11 protein-coding genes and 1 pseudogene are annotated in these 17861 nt (G+C 63.8%); 6 read left to right on the top strand and 6 right to left on the bottom strand.

All coding sequences use genetic code 11. The features are described 5' to 3' along the window. The 4 genes and pseudogenes from A8V01_RS29365 to A8V01_RS19320 all read right to left on the bottom strand — a co-directional run. Positions 1-110, bottom strand: a pseudogene (locus tag A8V01_RS29365) (5-dehydro-4-deoxy-D-glucuronate isomerase); the annotation flags it as partial. A gap of 38 nt (positions 111-148) precedes the next feature. Further along, a complete protein-coding gene (locus A8V01_RS19330; RefSeq protein ID WP_170066001.1) occupies positions 149-1546 on the bottom strand; it encodes a DUF1593 domain-containing protein in 1398 nt (465 codons plus the stop codon). 129 nt (positions 1547-1675) lie between these two features. Further along, positions 1676-2854, bottom strand: a complete 1179-nt coding sequence (locus A8V01_RS19325) for a glycoside hydrolase family 88 protein (RefSeq protein WP_103097964.1) — start codon at positions 2852-2854, stop codon at positions 1676-1678. Beyond that, complete coding sequence (locus A8V01_RS19320) at positions 2854-4146, bottom strand: oligosaccharide MFS transporter (protein ID WP_103097963.1); 1293 nt, start codon at positions 4144-4146, stop codon at positions 2854-2856. Before A8V01_RS19320 ends, A8V01_RS19325 begins: the two co-directional genes overlap by 1 nt. 204 nt (positions 4147-4350) lie before the next feature. Here A8V01_RS19320 and A8V01_RS19315 point away from each other — a divergent pair, with 204 nt between their 5' ends. Genes A8V01_RS19315 through A8V01_RS19300 form a run of 4 tightly spaced genes read left to right on the top strand, consistent with a single transcriptional unit; the run spans position 4351 to position 9501 of the window. After that, the gene (locus tag A8V01_RS19315) at positions 4351-5415 is read left to right on the top strand and encodes a LacI family DNA-binding transcriptional regulator (protein ID WP_103097962.1); all 1065 of its coding nucleotides are present in this window, start codon (positions 4351-4353) and stop codon (positions 5413-5415) included. A 47-nt stretch (positions 5416-5462) separates the two neighbouring features. Beyond that, positions 5463-6350 (top strand): ROK family protein, encoded by an 888-nt coding sequence (locus A8V01_RS19310; RefSeq protein WP_103097961.1) that lies wholly within the window; start codon positions 5463-5465, stop codon positions 6348-6350. Positions 6351-6364: 14 nt separating this feature from the next. Continuing rightward, the gene (locus A8V01_RS19305; RefSeq protein ID WP_211295082.1) at positions 6365-8092 is read left to right on the top strand and encodes a glycoside hydrolase family 43 protein; all 1728 of its coding nucleotides are present in this window, start codon (positions 6365-6367) and stop codon (positions 8090-8092) included. Further along, a complete protein-coding gene (locus A8V01_RS19300; protein WP_103097960.1) occupies positions 8089-9501 on the top strand; it encodes a glycosyl hydrolase family 28 protein in 1413 nt (470 codons plus the stop codon). Before A8V01_RS19305 ends, A8V01_RS19300 begins: the two co-directional genes overlap by 4 nt. Before the next feature lie 102 nt (positions 9502-9603). On the opposite strand, the gene A8V01_RS19295 is transcribed toward A8V01_RS19300, so the two are convergent. Continuing rightward, the gene (locus tag A8V01_RS19295; protein WP_103097959.1) at positions 9604-12486 is read right to left on the bottom strand and encodes a TonB-dependent receptor; all 2883 of its coding nucleotides are present in this window, start codon (positions 12484-12486) and stop codon (positions 9604-9606) included. 292 nt (positions 12487-12778) lie between these two features. Continuing rightward, a complete protein-coding gene (locus A8V01_RS19290; protein WP_103097958.1) occupies positions 12779-13981 on the bottom strand; it encodes a glycosyltransferase in 1203 nt (400 codons plus the stop codon). A gap of 523 nt (positions 13982-14504) precedes the next feature. Here A8V01_RS19290 and A8V01_RS19285 point away from each other — a divergent pair. Further along, positions 14505-16079, top strand: a complete 1575-nt coding sequence (locus tag A8V01_RS19285) for a DUF389 domain-containing protein (protein WP_103097957.1) — start codon at positions 14505-14507, stop codon at positions 16077-16079. Further along, positions 16076-17797 (top strand): SLC13 family permease, encoded by a 1722-nt coding sequence (locus tag A8V01_RS19280; RefSeq protein WP_103097956.1) that lies wholly within the window; start codon positions 16076-16078, stop codon positions 17795-17797. Before A8V01_RS19285 ends, A8V01_RS19280 begins: the two co-directional genes overlap by 4 nt. The last annotated feature ends 64 nt before the right edge of the window (positions 17798-17861 follow it).

The raw sequence follows: 17861 nt of genomic DNA, 5'->3' as shown, positions 1-17861 counted from the left end.
ACTTCCCCAGCCTTGAACATGCCCGTCACCAGATAACGGTCGCGCAGTTCCTCGTTGGAGACACACTCCATCATGTCCGGATGGGTGGCGTGGTACGTCTTGCAAAACACTGTGAACTCTCCTTGGGATATCGGATTGCGTGAGGCTGTTATCGACTGCTGCCTTCGGCGGATTTCGCCGGATCGATGATGACCCGGCGATACCGGGTCAGTGATGGCGCACCACGGTCGGTGACCTGCAGGATGACGTGGATCGGCTTCGTGGCCCCGGATGGAACGGTAACGGTTGCGATCGCCTTGTTGCCGTCGCGGATTTCGGGAGGGGCCTCGGGGAAGGTCGATCCTGCTTCGAGATAGATCGACCATGCGAAATCGAGCTGGTCCCCGTCGGGATCCTTCGAACCGCCGGCATCGAGGGTGATCGCGGTTCCGGGCCTGGCGGAGAGGACGAGCGGGGAGGGCGAATGCGTGCCGTTCAGCGCGATCCGAGGCGCATGGTTGGCGCAAGTGTAGCATCCGGTCAGGGTCCAGGCGATGCGCGCCGCGAAGTCGTTCTGGTAGGCTTTTCGCCACCGCCAGATCGTGGCTTGTCCGCTGCGATAGGTTACGCCATCCATGCCCACGACGGTATCGGTGGCGTCAGCGAAGAGGCCCTGCCCGGGCGATACCCGACCGTAGCGGCCACCCCAGCCTCCCCATTCGGGACGCTCCGGAGAAGACAGGCCGTTGCGCACGAGGTTCATGAACGATGGGGTGTCACCCTCCATGGCGTAGAGCCAGGCCGGATATAACGTGCCGAGCGGCCCCTTGCGGATGTTGCGGGCCAGCCAGTCGTTCGTCACCAGTCGCCCGTCGGGCCCAGCTGGCGCCGGCGCGACCAAATCGGGCCGTCTGTACAGATCGCCCGAGAAACCGCGCCAGGTCGCGGCCGAATAGTCGCCGAAGGCATGGATGCTGCCGACCCAGAACAGCTTGGGAAAATTTGTCCTGATCCACGGCCCGGCATCGTCCTGGTCGGAGATCGCATAGATCCGCAGACGCGCGAGCGCCTTTTCGACAGCCTGGGGCGAACGGGTGTCGCGCATGTCGGTCAGCGCTTGCGCGAGGTCTACCGCGCCGCCCCACAGGGCGACCCAGAGCGGTCTGGCATCATCGCGGTCGAGGGCGGCGATGATGGCGCGCGAGCCCTCGGTCGATTTGCCTGGGCCGACACCGGCGAGGCCGTAGCGGGGACTTCCCCGCTTGACCGTGCGGGCAAGGGCGGCAGCTTCAGGGTATCGGCAGTCGTGGGCACGCAGGTTTCCGGCGACTTTCGCGTAGCCTGCGATCCGCTCATCGACGAGTTCCGGGCGGATCCTTTCGTGCTGCCACACCGAGGTCGATGCGACCACCGCTTCAAGGTCTATCTCGTTGGTATAGAGCAGCAGCCGGACAAGCGATTCTGAATCGTCCGGCTCGTTGCCGATGTCCGTCAGGACGATGAGCCGCGCGTTGTCGGGTTCGCGCGGGCAGGCGGTCGCATCGGCCGCATTCGCGCAGCCCACCATCGTCGCGCAGCCTGCTATCGTCAGTGCGCCGAGGCAAGCGGCCCGGCGGGCAAGGGCCGCTCGGCGTAGGAACCATCCGGGCGGCGACTTCGAGGAGCGTCTGATGTCTCGGTTACGCTGGCCCATGCGTCACGCCCAGTACGGCGACCAGGGACGGCGCAGGCGCATCAGGGCTTCGAGATAGAAATAGTCACCCCAGATGCAGGCTTCATCGACGCCAGCCTTGTTCGGCATGTGGTAGACGCCGTGCAGCAGCAGCGCGTTGGACCCGTCGACAGGCGCGAGATAGTCTTCCGAGAGTGTCTTCATGATCGCGACAGCCCAGGCCTCGTAGGTCTCCCGAAGGGCATCGGACAGCGGCAGTGCCTGAGCCAGCTCCAGCAGGCCGCAGGCGGCGATGGCGGCAGCCGAGCTGTCCCGGTCGACACCTTCGTTCTGGGTGAAGATCAGGTCCCAGCAGCAGATGCCATCGTCGGGCAGCCGGTTGAGGAAATGGTTCGCCAGCCGCGAGGCGAGGTCCAGGTATTGCTGCTTGCCGGTATGCCGCCAGGCGAGGGCGAAGCCATAGATGCCCCAGGCCTGTCCGCGCGCCCAGCTGCTGTCGTCGGAGTAGCCCTGGTGCGTGCTGCCGTGACGTGGTTCGCCGGTGACGGTGTCGACGTAGTAGGTATGGAAGGTCGAGGCGTCGGGACGAACCAGCAGGCGCGCGGCCTGTTCGAGATGCTGGTCGGCGGCGGCCGCGAAGTGGGGGGCGCCGGTCTCGCGGGTCGCCCAGTAGAGCAGGGGTACGTTGAGGTTGCAGTCTATGATCATGCGGCCGCGTTCGGCGGGCACGTTCATGTCGCCCCAGGCCTGGATCACTTTCGCCACCGGGTCGAAGCGCGCCAGCAGCTGTGTTGCCGCGGCGATGCCGGCATCGCGTGCCGCGCGATCCCCGGTCAGGCGGTAGCCGGCGCAGGAGGACAGAGTGTAGAGGAATCCAAGGTCGTGATGATCGACATTTATGCGCTTCTCGATCCGGTTGGCGAACGAGGCGAGGTTCTGCACCGCGATCTCGCGGTACTTGTCAGCCCCGGTGAACTCCCACGAGAGCCACAGCATCCCGGTCCAGAAGCCGTTGGTCCACTCGACGTTGTCGATGGGGCCGTAGATGTTGCTCTCGCTCGAGGGTGCGGGGAAATGGGTATCGAACTGCGGCAGCATGCGATCGACACGGACCAGTGCCGCGGCGATCCAGGCGTCGATCAGGTCCGGACCCGGGCGTTCGAGCGCACGGGGAGACAGAACCTCGAAGGTAACTTCACTCATCAAAGAGCATCCTCGTAGCGGCGAACGTCCGGTGCGGATGCGATCGCGGCGGTGTCGGGCGCCTGTCCGCCCTTGTGGGGGACGGGCGTGTATTCGGGCGGGGTCGGGGCAAGGGAGATCGCCGACCAGATCCAGAAGAAGAGGGCGAAGCCCGCGATCAGGAAATAGGTGTGCTGGAAGCCGAACAGGTCGTAGCCAATGCCCGCAAGCGGCGAGAGGATGGCAAGGCCAAGCGAATGGCCGAAGCTGACGCCGACCATGTAGACCGTCGAGGCGAACCGGCTCTCGAAGTGATAGGCGATGTAGCGGAAGATAGAGACGGCCAGGATCGGCAGCTCCACGGCATGCGCCATCTTGCACATCGAGATCGTGACGGGACCGATGGCAAAGCCCGATCCTGCGATGCGGATGATCATGATCATCGCCGCCAGCAGCAGCCCGCGAGTGGCGCCGATCCGGCGCACGATGAGCGGCGCCACGAACATTCCGCCTGCCTCGACGAAGATCTGCGCGGCGTTGAGATAGCCGAACATCGCGTTGCCTTCCTCGGGCGTGGGGAAGAGCGACGAGAAGTAGAACGGAAACTGCTGGTCGTAGACGAGGTAGAGGTTGGTGACCCCCAGGATCAGGATCATGAACCGCCAGAAGCGGGCCTGACCGAACAGGGCAAGCGTCTCGCGCAGCTTCAGCTGGTCGGCCGCATGCTGCGCCTCCTCGTCCGGTTCGATCCGGGCAAGGCGGATCAGCGGGATCAGCGCCAGGCCGGCGATGCTGGCGAGGAAGAAGTTGATCGTCGGATCGAGATTATAGAGCCGGCCGGAAAATGCAGCCGCCGTCGCGAAGCCGATCGAGCCCCACAGTCTGGTGCGGCTGTATTCGAAGCCATAGCGACGGCCGACACGGTCCACGTAGCTTTCAAGAGCGTAGCTGCCCGCCATGAAGGTGAACCCGAGATAGATCCCGCCCGTGACCGCGCCGACCGGCAGGCTCCAGCGCAGCAGCGGCGCGTAGACATAGAGGAAGAACGGCCCGGCAAGGATCACCAGCGCGGCGATCATGACCGGAACCACTTTGCGAAAGCCCATGCGATCGGAGAGGAAGCCGTAGGCCGGCTGGGCCAGCATTGCGCCGATCGAATTGACCGCGAAGACCGTGCCCGCCTGCGCTCCGTTCAGGTGCAGCGAGCGGGTCAGCCAGATCGACAGTAGCGACATCGCCATGGCCTGCGCGAAGAAAAACGCGAACAGGAAGGCGCTCAGGACCGCGTAGTTTCTTTGTCGATTGGCAAGCACGGCATCCTCGTTCGCTGCATGGCGGCTGCTTCGACCTCGCGAACGCGCCGCATTCTGTTATCGATATCACGTATGCGGCCGCGATTCCGGTTTGGCAAGGGCCTAACTTGACACATGGCCAAGACAGGTTATCGATATCAGGAAGGTGGGCGCGTCACGGTATCGGGTGTTCGCTGGGCGTGAAGGCCCTGGAGAGGCAATTTGATGGCAAATGAGTCGAAGCGCAAGGATAGCGGCGCGAAGAGTGCGCATCGCCCTGTCGTGACGATCCATGATGTGGCGCGCCATGCAGGCGTGTCGTCGATGACGGTGTCGCGGGTGATGACCGGCAAGCGGCATGTCAGCGAGGCTATGCGCGAGCGGGTGAATGCGGCAATCGCCGAGCTTGAGTATTCGCCCAATCTTAACGCTCGCAGCTTTTCGAGCGCGGTGCGGGTGGGGGCGATCTATTCCAATCCCTCCTCGTCGAATCTGGGCACCTTCCTGATGGGCGCGTTTCGCCAGAGCGGCGAAAGCGGCTGCCAGTTCCTCATCGAGCCGGGCGCTACCGAGGCGGAAGCCATCGCCAGCCTCCATCGTCTTGTCGAGGCGCGCATCGGCGGGGTTATCCTGCCGCCGCCGCTGTGCGATTCGCAGGCGCTCCTCGATCTCGCGGCCAGTGCGGACGTGATCCCGCTTGCCTTCGCCACAGCCATCCCTCGCGAAGGCATCTCGGCCATCATCGTCGATGACTACAAGGGCGCCTTCGACATGACCCGCTACCTCATCGGCAAGGGGCATCGCGCGATCGGCTTCATCCAGGGCGATCCGGCGCACTCGCCGTCCCAGCGCCGCGAGCAGGGATACCGCGCGGCCATGGCGGGCGCCTCGCTGACGATCCGCGACGAATGGATCGCGCCGGGCCTGTTCAACTACCGCTCGGGGCTGGATGCCGCACACAAGCTGCTCGACCAGCCCAACCGGCCAACGGCGATCTTCGCCAGCAACGACGACATGGCCGCCGCCGTCACCGCGGTTGCCCATGGCCTCAATCTGCGCATTCCGGGCGACCTCAGCATTGCCGGCTTCGACGACGCGCAGATCGCGGCCACCATCTGGCCCGAGCTGACCACGATCCGTCAGCCGATCTCGGACATGGCGTCGCGCGCGGTTGCGCTGTTGAGCGATCAGGTGCGCGAGGCGCGCACCGGCGCACGTCCGGAAGTGCGTCATGTGCGCGAGATGCTGACACTGGTCGAACGTGCCTCGACGGGCGCGCCGATCGACTGAAGGGGCTGCGCCCGCAGCCAACAAGACATTTGCGAAAGGACAATCGCATGACCATCTTCGGGGCTATCGAAGCGGGAGGGACCAAGTTCGTCTGCGCAGTGGGCAGTTCGGGCGGCGGTTCGCTGCGCACCACCACCATCCCCACCCGCGACCCTGACGGCACCTTCGCGGATGTGGAGGCATTCTTCCGCTCGGCGGCGGACCTCGGACCGCTGGCCGGCCTGGGCATTGCCAGCTTCGGGCCCGTCGGTGTCGATCCGGCCCTGCCACAGTATGGCCGCATCCTGGCGACGCCCAAGCCGGGCTGGGAGGGCACCGACATGATCGCACGCGCGCGCGATTTTCTCGACGTGCCGATCGGACTCGACACCGATGTGAACGCTGCCGCCCTTGCAGAGATCGCGGCGATTGGGGGTGGGCTGCGGCATCTCGCCTATGTCACGGTGGGCACCGGGATCGGGGTCGGCCTCGTGAGTGCCGGCCGTACCGTCCATGGCATCGGTCATCCCGAGGCCGGGCACATTCCGGTCCGGCGCCATCCGGCCCATGGCGATTTCGCCGGGCTTTGTCCCTTCCACGGAGATTGCCTTGAGGGCCTTGCTGCAGGCCCCGCCGTGGCAGCGGCGTGGGATATCACGCCGTCCCATATTCCGCACGACCATCCGTTCTGGGATGTCGAGGCGAGCTATCTTGCGCAGTTGTGTGCCTCGCTGTTCCTGACCACCGGGCCAGAGCGCATCGTGCTCGGCGGAGGAGTGATGAAGCAGGAGCGCCTGCTGCCCCTGATCCGTGCGCGCACGCTCGACTTGCTGGGCGGCTATGTCCACGCGCTACGCACGATCGAGGACATGGAGCGCACGATTGTGCCGCCCGCATGCGGGGAGCCGTCCGGGCTGGTCGGGGCTTTCCTGCTCGCCGAAGACGCTGCAGCCTGAACCGGGAGAAGATCATGCTTCGCGCGAGCTTGCTTTCGTTCGCGGCTCTTGCCGCATGTATGCTCGCAGGCGCATCCGCCGCAGCAGGCGTCAGAGCAGGCGCCGGTGAGGGGCGCTGGATCGCCGATCAGGGTGACGGCACTTATCGCAACCCGGTGTTGGCCGGCGATTATTCGGACCCCGATGCCGTTCGCGTAGGCGACGATTTCTATCTCGTGTCATCATCGTTCACGGATGTGCCGGGCCTGCCGATCCTCCACTCGCGCGACCTCGTCAACTGGACGCTGATCGGCCATGCGCTTGGCCGCGTCCCGCCCGACGACCATTACCGCACCGCACGACGCGGGGGCGGGGTGTGGGCACCCGCGATCCGTCATCGCGATGGCCGCTTCGTGATCTACTATCCCGATCCCGACCGCGGCATCTTCATGGTTTCCGCGATCGACCCGAAGGGGCCATGGAGCGAGCCGGTGCTGGTGGACGGCACCACCGGCGCGATAGATCCGGCGCCGTTCTGGGACGATGACGGCACCGGCTGGCTAGCCTACGCGTTCGCGAAGAGCCGGGCGGGCAAGGCCAATCTCATCGCGCTCAAGCGGCTCAATTCGGAAGGCACCAAAACCGATGGCCCCGAACGCGTCATCATCGACGCCGGGCGAATGCCCAAGGTCGCGACGAGCCTCGGACCGCGTCCATGGCAGACGACCGAGGGGCCCAAGCTCTACAAGCGCAAGGGCTGGTATTACGTCTTCGTGCCCAGCGGCAGCGTCAAGGGCGGCTGGCAGGGCGTCTTTCGCAGTCGCACGATCACCGGGCCCTATGAGGGGCGCAACGTGATGGATCAGGGCGGCACGGCGATCAACGGGCCGCACCAGGGCGCTTGGGTCGACACGCCGGGCGGCGAGGACTGGTTCCTCCATTTTCAGGATCGCGATGCTTATGGGCGGATCGTTCACCTCCAGCCGATGCGCTGGAAGGACGGCTGGCCGGTCATCGGCACCGATCCTGATGGTGACGGACGGGGCGAGCCGGTGCTCGTGCATCGCAAGCCCGGCGTGCCGACACAGCAGGTCGCGACGCCGATCGCCGATGACGAATTCGATGGGGGCTATTCTCTTGCCTGGCAGTTCGGCAGCAATCCTGGAAGCGACTGGGCCAGCGTCGAGGACGGATGGCTGAAGCTCAAGTCGGTGACGGGATCCGCAGACCTGTACGAGACCGGGGCGGTGCTGTCGCAGAAGCTGCCCGGACCGGCGTTCTGCGCGAGTACGTTGATGCGCTTTGCGCCACTGCGGATCGGCGAGCGGGCCGGGCTGACGGTGCACGGGGTCAACTTCGCGTGGATTGGGCTGGAGAATCGCCCTGAAGGCATTCGGGTAGTGCAGGTGCGCAAGGACGATGAGCGTCCCGGCATGCCTGTCGCGGAAACAGCTGGGCCGGTGTTGAAGCAGGATCGTGTCTGGCTCAGGGCCTGCGCCAAGCCGGTCATGGTGGATGTGCCGCCCCCGGACTTCGCGCCGTACTGGCCCTCGATACTGCGCGATACGCGCATGGCGGTACGCTTCGCCTACAGTCTAGACGGCGTGAGGTACGAAGAGCTGGGATCGACCTTCGAAGCCAGGCAGGGGCGCTGGGTCGGTGCCCAGATCGGCCTTTTCGCGCAAGCTGCCCTTGGTACGCCGGCCGCGGTGGCCACGAGTGTCGGGTACGCGCGGTATGACTGGTGGAGGATCGGGCAGTGAAGCCCCTGGCGCTTGTCGCGCTTGGTGCGCTTGCCTTTGCACTGCCTGCACAGGCCGCGCCGCCCGCCGCGCCTGGGGGGCTGGAGGTCTACCCGCCGCCGCCGGGGAGCGACTACTACACCTCGTTCGACGACACTTTCACCGTGCGGGTCCGTCAGCTGGGAGGCGAATGGCGGGACTTGTACGAATACCGCGTCATGGTTGATCTCGACAAGCCGCAACCCGCCTCGATGGTCACCTTCGGGACCAGCGGCCCGGTCGAGGTGGCGATCCAGAAGAACAACGGCGCGGTCCGCCACGTCGCCGTGCGGCCCGCGTCGCGGGGTATCGAAGCCAGGCTCGTCGGCGCGATCGCCTACCTGAAGCTGGATGGCCCGGCGAACCTGTCGGTCGAGTTCGACGATGATCGCCTGCACAACCTCCATCTCTTCGCCAATCCGATCTATCCGGCCCCAAGGCCCGCGAAAGGGCGCAAGCTGGTGGCGTTCGGTCCCGGCATCCATGTCCCGCCGCAAGGGCAGGACAGTTTCCGTTTCGAATCAAGTACCGACGTGCGCCTTGCCGGCGGTGCGATCCTCAAGGGGCAGGTCGATGTTGCCAACGCCCATGACGTGCGCATCGTCGGGCCGGGCATCCTCAGGGGCGGCAAGGAGGGGATAACCGTCCTTCGTTCGCAAGCCGTCGAGATCGACGGTCCGATCGTAATAAACCCAGGCCATTATACCTTGATGTGCGGGCAGTCGCGCGGTCTGACGGTGCGCAACCTACGCACCTTCAGTGCGGGGGGATGGACCGACGGTATCGACCTGATGGCCTGCTCGGATGTCCACATCGACGGCGTATTCCTGCGCACTTCCGACGATGCCGTGGCGATCTATGCCGATCGCTGGGACTATCACGGCGATGCGCGCAATTACCTCGTGGAGAACTCAACGCTCTGGGCGGATGTTGCCCATCCGGTGAACATCGGGCTTCACGGCAGCAAGGATGAGCCGCGCACGATCGAGAATCTGGTATTCCGCAACATCGATATCCTCGATCACGACGAGGACGACCGCAACTATCAGGGCGCGCTGGCGATCACCGATGGCGACAACAACCTGGTCCGCAACGTGGTGTTCGACGACATCCGCATAGACCGGATTGAGGAGGGCATGCTGTTCAATTTCCGGGTGGTCTTCAACCAGAAGTACAGCCTGGCTCCGGGGCGGGGGATCGAGAATATCGTCATGCGCCGTGTCCGGCTGCGAGGCGGAAGCGTGAACCGTCCCGTCATCGCCGGATTCGACGCCGGCCGAACCGTGCGCGATGTCAGCCTTACAGACGTCGGCGGACCGGGCGGAGCCTTGTCGCTCAAGGATATCGATGTCGGACCCTATGCGGAACGGGTCTCGATCTTGCCGCAGTAACATATGGGCACTGTCAAAAAATGGGTCGCCGGCGGAGGAGCCGGCGACCCATCAGGTTTGAGAGGGTTTCATTGGGAGGAGTCCCCTCTCGTCCCGGAAGTGTCAGCTTCCGAAATTGTAGCGCAGGGTGGCGCCGAAGTTGCGGCCGTTCATGAAATGCTGGCGCTCGATCCCGGTGGCGAGATCGGGCTCGCCAACGAAGCGGTCAGCCGCCTGGTTGGTGAGGTTCGAGGCGGTGATCGCGAGCGAGAAATTATGCGCCAGGTTGAAGTTGATCGAGGCATCGAGCAGCCCGAAGCTGCGGATGTAGCGACCGTCTATCGGGTTGGCTGCCAGGCCGAACAGGATCGCCTTGGAACGCCAGGTGTAGACGAGGCGTGCCGAGATCGTCTCGTCTTCGTAAAGCCCGGTCACCGAGTACGAGTACTTTGACGTCAGCGGTTGCATCGTGTTGACGCGCTGGCCGTTGAGCGTCAGCGGGTTCTTCGTCTCGACATAGGTGAACGAGCCCTGCACGCCGAAATGATGCGCGAAGTCGGGCAGGAAATCATAGTCGAAGAAGGTCTGCCCGGCCAGTTCGATGCCCTTGGCCGTTCCCTTTTCCGCATTGATGGTCTGGGTGATGAAGTACTGATCGCCCGAGCAACTGGTATTGGTGGTCGGGGTCGGGGCACCCGCCACGCTCTGGCACGAGGAAACGCCGCTGAAGAACCCGTCGATCTTCTTGTAGAACAGCGCTGCGGAAACGTAGTTCACCGGCGAGAAGTAGTGTTCGAACGACAGGTCGAAGCTGTTGGCCGTCTGGGGTTTGAGGTCCGGATTGCCGATCGTGCCCACACCGCTGACCGTGTTGATGATCAGCGAGGGGTTGAGCGCCGAGAACTCGGGGCGGGTGATGCCTTTGCCGTAGCCGAAGCGCACCAGGGTATCGGGCGTGATGTAGCCGGTCAGATTGAAGCTGGGCAGCGCGTAGGTATAGGACGAGGTGCTCTCGCTCGGCACCACGTTTCCGGTGTTGAGCGGATCGACCATGGCGCGCACGAACGTGTCGGTCTTGACCACGCGGACGCCGGCATTGCCCTTGATCCGGTCGTCGAGGAACCCAAAGTCGGCGACGACGTAGCCGGCATAGCTCTTCTCACTGAAGTAACGGCGGTTGAGCACGATCTCGGCCAGCGAGTCTTCGGGCAGGATACCGGCGTTGGGGAAACGCGAACGCACATTGTCGCCCAGCAGGGCATCGGGTGAGAACGTCAGGTAGCCGCCGGAGTACCCTGCCTCTCCGTTCATGAAGTTGGTAGGCGAGGTTTCGACCAGATCCGCCATCGACGCCACGGATATCGCGTTCGAGCGGTCCGCTGCCAGCGCCAGGCCGTCGGTGGTGAGGTAGCGGTTGCTGAAAGAATAGTTGCGGTAGCGGTCCTTCTGCGTGGCGTATCGCGCGCCGAACTTGATGTCCTTGAGGAAGGAATCGTCGAACTTGTAGACCAGATCGAGCGCTGCCGAGATGCCGTCGTCATGCCAAGCCTGATTGGTGGCGTTGGAGTAGTTGTTGAACACCCACGAACTGGCCGAGGACAGGTCGGGGCCGGTGATCGAGACCTGCTGCGGACGCCCGAGATCGCGCGTGATGTCCCAGGTCAGTCCGGCCGCCGAGGCCAGCGTCACGGCCCGGTTGTCCTGTGTCTGGTCGGCCTTGACGTAGGAGAAGTCGAAATCGACGTCGAGATGGTCGCTGGCTGCCCATTTCGTGCCGCCTGCGATCACGAAGGTCTTGTAGCGGCGATGTTCGTCGCCGCCGGTCGTCGACAGGCCGGAATTCAGGAATGTGCCGCCGGTGATGCGCTGGCCGGACAGCAGGTCGTTCGACCCGCCGTTCGCGTTGCGGTTGGCCAGCATCTCGTCGATGGCAAAGGCCGTGGTGGAGAGATCCTGCGCGTACCGGCTGTCGGTCGCGTTGAGGAAACGATAGTTCTGGTGGTACAGGTACGAATTGTAGTTGCCCTCCACGTAGAATTCGAGCCCAGAGGCCGGTCGCCACTGCAAGGCGCCGTTGAGGCCCTTGCGGGTGCGGGTATAGTCTTCCTGGGCGATGTTGTTCTGCACGCCGACCGACGTCAGCAGGTTCTGACGCTCGCTTGCTGAGACGGTGGTTGGATCGACATCCGCCAGATAGGTCACGTCAGAGCGGCCGAGATAGGCGGCGTCAAGGTTCAGGCCCGTGCCCACATTGTCCGCGTATTCGGCGCTGTCCGCGCGGATCGCGCGGCGGAACTGGGTGCCGCCGACCGAGGGCGTGTTGTCGCCGCGATTGAAGCTCTTGGCGTAGCTTGCAGCCAGCAGAACGCCGATCTCGCCGCCTCCCGGAAGATCCCAGCGGTTCGAAACCATCCCGAAGTATTCGGGCGTGAGCTTCTTGCCCAGATCGTTGTAGCGTCCGCCGGCTGCGGCGGAAACGGCCAGGCCCTTGAAATCGAAGGGCTTGCGCGTGCGGATATTGACCAGGCCGCCGATCGCGCCCTCGATATGCTCGGCCGACGGGTTCTTGAACACATCGAGGCCGGCGACCATGCCAGGGCTTGCGCCCTCGACATTGAATTCGCGGCTGCCCGCGGTGAAATAGGCGCGTCCGTCAACGCGCGATCCGGTCTGGCCCGTGAGGCCGCGAATGGTCAGGCCCGAACCGTTGCCGACGGGCGATGACGCCTCGCCGCCGAAGCGATAGGCCTGGACACCCGGCACGCGCGTCAGGGTCTCCGCGACGTTTGGATCCGGCAGCTTGCCGATATCCTGCGCAGTGATGGAATCGACGACTTCCATCGTGTTCTTCTTCATCTGCACGGCGCTTTGCAGACTGGCGCGAATGCCGGTCACCACAATGTCCTGGCCTGCGGTTTCCGTTGAAGCGGGCTCGGTCTGGGCAAGCGCAGGCATTGCAATGCAGCTCGCCAGAAGCGCGGACGTCAAGCGTACGATGTCGTTCATATATCCCCTCCTTCAGTCCGGATGCTTGGCGCATCCCGAACCTTCGTCTCCCTCGAACCATTCTGGTATCGATACCCTATCTGATATCGATACCAGAATGTTCATGCAACCAGAAACTTCAGATCGATCGAGCTATGATGGTCCGGGCCGCCGAACAGACCCGCCTTGCCGGGATCGCGCGGATCATGCGCAGAGCAGGCACAGACAGTAGCGCAGAGGGAGGCTGCCAAGGTCATCCAGACCGCGGCTATCGCGCGCCACGGGGCCGCTCAGACAGCGGCCATCGAATGTGCTACTTGCGGGATGGGCGGAGCGAGTCGTTGCCTTGATGTTGCAGCACCGCCTTCATGAGCAAAGCGCGGTGCAGGCGACCGGTTTCAGCCCAGTCATATCGCTCGGCGTAGCGCCGCGTTGCCAGACGGTCAGGCATGTTTGCCGCAATTTTACAAAGCGCATGTTCGATAGCCAATGGCGAACGGTCGACTGTAAGCAGTCCCGCTTCCGGGCTTGTGATCACGTCGGGCGAACCCCACACGGGCGTCGCCACAAGCGGGGTGCCGCAGGCGATGCTCTCCAACAGCACATTCGCGATGCCTTCACGGTCCGAACACAACAAGGTCAGGTCTGCCGCTCCGTAAATCTCCGGAAGTTCACGTTGTTCAACGTGCCCGAGGAAGCGGACCCGATCCCCGACCCCCAGGTCTATGGCCAACTGCCTCAGCTTCATTTCTAGCGGCCCGTCGCCTGCAATCACCAGCGACGCTTCCGGCAATCCGGCGAGTGCGCGAATGGCGCGATCATGACCCTTGCGTTCGATCAGGTGCCCGACCGAAAGGATCGTCAGCCCGCGAAATCCCAGCTTCAGGCGCAGTTGCATGCGATCATCGGGCGGACTGAACATCTTCAAGTCCACGCCATGCTCGACCACATGCAGCTTTTCGGCCGGCGCGCCGATGGTCTCCAGCTCCTGCGCCAGAGCCTTGCACACAGTCGTCGTCGCTGACGAGCGCCGTATGGCCTCCACGATCATCCTGCGGCTGGGACGCCAATTCGGGATCAGGCTTACGTCGGTGCCCAGTGCCGACATGATGAACGGGCGGTCGAACATCTTCGCAAGCCATGACGCTGCAACGCCATCGGGGTAAAGATAATAGGCATCGATCACGTCGAAATCGAACGTGCGCCGCAGTCGGGCAATGTGCCTGTAAAGCGACGCTGCCATCAATGCGGGGGCAACCGTCTGACCGAACTTCGGCACGGTCAGGTAGCGTGGATGGTCAATCGAAATGTCCGCACGCTCAGCGGAGCGAGGAATATCAGCGTAACCGGCGTATCGCCCCCATCGCTCATTTCGCGACGGGAACCATGGGACCGGCGCGACCACCCGCATCTCGATATCACTCGAATATGTGGCAGCAACCCGGTGCTCGATGAAAATCCCATGCCGACGCTGCACCGGGTTGGGGAATAAGCTCGATAAGACGAGAGCTTTCATCTGGACATGGAGAAGATCATGGAATTGCTACCGCAGTAAATGAAAAGATATGAACTTTTCCATAAGCTTAGGTGTTTGTTGCAGCCGCCCATTGGCGGCACAATCGCTGTAAATCAAGAGCGGAATTTCAGGCTGATAGCGCGGGTGCCGGAGGCATCGCCGCAAAGCGGGGCTGCCCATTTCCGGCGATGAAGAGGAGGTGTGGTTGGCGCCATGGCGCATGTCCTCTCTTGGCAGGAGTTCCGCTACAGGCGGACAGCAACGAATGGCCGCACTTTGGCTGGCGCAAACTTCGCGAAACTATCAAATATCCTCGCAAGCCGGGACCGAACAGGGCGCGGTGGACCCCCAGACCAGCATGACGGACCAATCGTGCCTGTGAAAAGAATGTTGGCGGTTGAAAAAAGGGGGTGAATCGTCTCCGCAAGTCCTCCTTCGACTTTGCAACTCGGCACCTGCAACCCTATGCGCTGACGGGGGCTTATTCCATGGACGATTTGACGGTTACGGGGACGGGACAGGAATGACGGCTTCTCAATCGGCAGCTACGCAGCCCGATGGCGGCATCCATGAACGGCTGGAGCACGTCGCGCTCTACCGTTGGTGGCGCCGTGCAATCGTGGGGCGTGTCGATCATGAGGCGGTGATGGCGCGCATCGTCGAGGACAGTGGCTGGACGCCTCGCTATGCCTTCATGGTGATGATGTCGGCCGGCATCGCGGTGCTTGGGCTGCTGCTGTCTTCGCCGGCGGTGGTGATTGGCGCGATGCTGATTTCGCCGCTGATGAGCCCGATCCTCGGGCTGGGGTTCAGCCTTGCCCTGTTCGACTTCAGCGAGATGCGGCGGGCGCTGACAGCGCTTGCGATCGGTGCCAGCGTCGCGGTCCTGTTCACTGCGCTGATCGTTGCGCTTTCGCCCCTCCAGGCCCCTACCAGTGAGATCATCGCGCGCACGCGACCCAACCTCTTCGATCTTGCGGTGGCGCTCTTTGCCGCGCTTGCCGGGACGTTCGCGATCATCCGCGGACGTGGCGACACGATCGTGGGCGTCGCCATTGCCACCGCCTTGATGCCCCCTCTGGCAGTAGTGGGCTTTGGCCTTGCGACCTGGAACATGCCCGTGCTGGGCGGCGCCTTTGCGCTGTTCGTCACGAACTTCGTGACGATCGCCCTTTCGGCGATGATCATGGCCCGGTTTTACGGGTTCGGGCATTACCTCTCCAGCCAGCAGACGTGGACCCAGACCTTTGTCCTGCTTTTCGTTTTCGTTGCCATGGCCATTCCGCTTGGGATTTCCCTCAAGCAGATTGCCGGGGAAGCCGTGACGCTGAACCAGGCCCGCTCCTTCCTTTCCGAACGCTTTGGTGCCGATGCTCGGGTTACTCAACTCGACATCGACTTCGATGCGCAGCCGGCGGTGGTACGGGCTGTCGTCATAACGCCGCGCGACAAGATGAAGCGCACTGCGGCTTTGCAGGATGATCTTACCGCAAGACTGGGCCAGCCGATCAAGTTGCGTTTGGATCAGGTCCTGCTTGAAGCGGGCGCCGGCGCCATCGAGGCCCAGCGCGAGGAAATCCGTCAGGCGAGCGATGCCGCAGCTATCGAAACCCAGCGTATCGCAAGCCTTTCGCAGATGCTGGCGCTGACCGCCGGTATTGCACCCGATGCCGTGACGATCGATCGCGATCACCATCGTGCGATGGCCAATGCCACGCCGCTTCCCGGAGCCACGCTGGCCGCGTACCGCACTTTGGAACGGCGGGCTGCCGCTCAGGCGGATGGATGGGACGTGGTGCTGACCCCGCCGCAGATGGCATATCCGTCGATTGGCTTCGCAGATGCGCAGGATGAACTTGACCTTCCCGCGCGGGAGGCCGTTCTGGTGACGGCATGGGCCGCGAAGCGCTGGAATGTGCGCGCACTCGCTGTTCCGGGGCTTCCCGAAGATGCGCCGCAGGCACCTTCTTTGATTCAGCGACGCGCCATCGCGATTGCTGCCCTTCTGCGTGAAAATGGCATCGAGCCGCTGCCCGCTCCGGCCGGGGGAAACCGTTTTGTCCTGCAGGAAGTCGCGGGAGGCGGCGAACAGCCTTGAGCCCGGCCCTTGTCAGCGCCCTGATCCTGCTGGGCGCCCTTGTTCTGTTCGTATCGGAGCGGGTAAGGCACGATCTCGTCGCCTTCCTCGCACTGATCGCCTGCCTGGTAACGGGGCTTGTCGCGCCGAGCGATGCCTTTTCCGGATTTGCCGACCCTGCCGTAATGGCGGTCGCGGCGGTGCTGGTGGTCGGACGGGCGATCGAACTTAGTGGCGCGGCGGCTCTGGTGGCCAACCGCGTCATCCCGGTCGACGCGCCATTCGCATTGCGGCTGGCCGGGCTTCTTGTGGTTGGCGCCATGTTGTCGGCTTTCATGAACAACATTGCCGCTCTGGTCATCACCATGCCGATCGCTACGGAGATCGCGCGCACGGCGAAGCGATCGCCGACCGCCACCTTGATGCCGCTTGCGTTCGCAACGATCCTTGGCGGGATGACGACGTTGATCGGGACGCCGGCCAACCTGATCCTGTCGTCGGTCAGGGAAGCAAGATTGGGGGCACCCTTCGGCTTCTTCACCATGGCGCCCGTGGGGGTTGCGGTTACGGTCGTCGGCCTTGTTTACCTGTGCCTGGTGGGATGGCGCCTGCTGCCGGTGCGCACGCGCAATGCCAGCGATGGGAAGCCGCCCTGGAGGGTCTTCGAGCTGTCGGTCATGGATGAGGGGCTGGACGCCGCAGAACTGCGCAGTCGCCTTCGGTCGGCCGGAGCGCGGATACTCGCCACCTTCAGGGACATCGCGCCGATAACGGGGGTTGCTCGCTTTCAGGCACGTGACAGCCTTCTGGTCTTGTCGCGAAACAACCAGTGGTCTGTCGCGGCAGCAACGGGCCTCGCCAGCGAGGTCGCGGTCGACCATGTGCCGGATGCCGTCACCGTTCGCGTTGCGGTGGCACATGGCTCTCCGCTCATCGGCCTTGGCTACGACGAAGTCCGCACCCGCAGCCAGCAGAAGCTGCAGGTTATCGCGGTGGGACCGCGCGTTGCAAGGGAGCGGCGGCAACTGGTGGATATGCGGATACGGGCCGGTGACCAGCTCTATATTCGCGGACCTCAGGCAGAGCTTGGCGCCTTCAGCGCCAGTGCGCGTGTCCTGGAGATCGACCGACACGATCCGGTCCCGACCGCTCACCGTCGCGCAGCCGGTATCCTTGCTATCTTCGCCGCGGCGATCGCCTGCATCGTGGGGCTCGGTCTGTCCCCTGCGTTGGCGTTTACAGGCGCTGCAGTCCTCATCGCGGCGTTGCGGCTGCTGCCGTCGGATGAAATCTACCGCTCGATTGACTGGAGTGTGATCGTCCTGCTCGCAGCCATGATCCCCGTGGGGCAAAGCTTCGAGAACAGCGGTGCAGCCGCAATCGCGGCGCAGTGGTTGGGCGAGACGCTTGCGGGCCTGCCACTGGTCGTGGTGCTGGCAGCACTGTGTTCCGTTACGCTGGTGCTGTCGATCTTCCTCAACAACGTGGCAACGGCGATCATCATGGGGCCGCTGGCTATCGATGCCGCCAACCTGCTTCACGTCAGTCCGGACGCGGCGTTGCTGGCAGTGCTCATCGGCGCGTCTTCGGATTTTCTGACTCCGATCGGGCATCAGAACAATCTGCTGGTCATGGGGCCGGGCGGCTACCGATTCAGCGATTACGCACGGATGGGCGCACCGCTGGTAGTGGCCGTCGTGGCCTGTGCGGCGGTTACCCTGACGCTGCTTTACGGCTGAGCGCCTTGATCAGTTGACCACGATGCAGGGGGGGCGGCGGAGCGGACTTTTTGCGATCAAGTTC

This window comes from Novosphingobium guangzhouense (assembly GCF_002896965.1).
In the GTDB taxonomy this organism is placed as follows: Bacteria; Pseudomonadota; Alphaproteobacteria; order Sphingomonadales; family Sphingomonadaceae; genus Novosphingobium; species Novosphingobium guangzhouense.
Note: the sequence above shows the minus strand (reverse complement) of the source record. Positions and strands in the feature narration are given on the sequence as shown.

Bases quoted from the DNA above. Each gene is read 5' to 3' on its own strand.
- A8V01_RS19330 (WP_170066001.1), bottom strand. From the start codon at position 1,546: ATGGTGGGCTGCGCGAATGCGGCCGATGCGACCGCCTGCCCGCGCGAA.
- A8V01_RS19325 (WP_103097964.1), bottom strand. From the start codon at position 2,854: ATGAGTGAAGTTACCTTCGAGGTTCTGTCTCCCCGTGCGCTCGAACGC.
- A8V01_RS19315 (WP_103097962.1), top strand. From the start codon at position 4,351: ATGGCAAATGAGTCGAAGCGCAAGGATAGCGGCGCGAAGAGTGCGCAT.
- A8V01_RS19310 (WP_103097961.1), top strand. From the start codon at position 5,463: ATGACCATCTTCGGGGCTATCGAAGCGGGAGGGACCAAGTTCGTCTGC.
- A8V01_RS19305 (WP_211295082.1), top strand. From the start codon at position 6,365: ATGCTTCGCGCGAGCTTGCTTTCGTTCGCGGCTCTTGCCGCATGTATG.
- A8V01_RS19295 (WP_103097959.1), bottom strand. From the start codon at position 12,486: ATGAACGACATCGTACGCTTGACGTCCGCGCTTCTGGCGAGCTGCATT.
- A8V01_RS19290 (WP_103097958.1), bottom strand. From the start codon at position 13,981: ATGAAAGCTCTCGTCTTATCGAGCTTATTCCCCAACCCGGTGCAGCGT.
- A8V01_RS19285 (WP_103097957.1), top strand. From the start codon at position 14,505: ATGACGGCTTCTCAATCGGCAGCTACGCAGCCCGATGGCGGCATCCAT.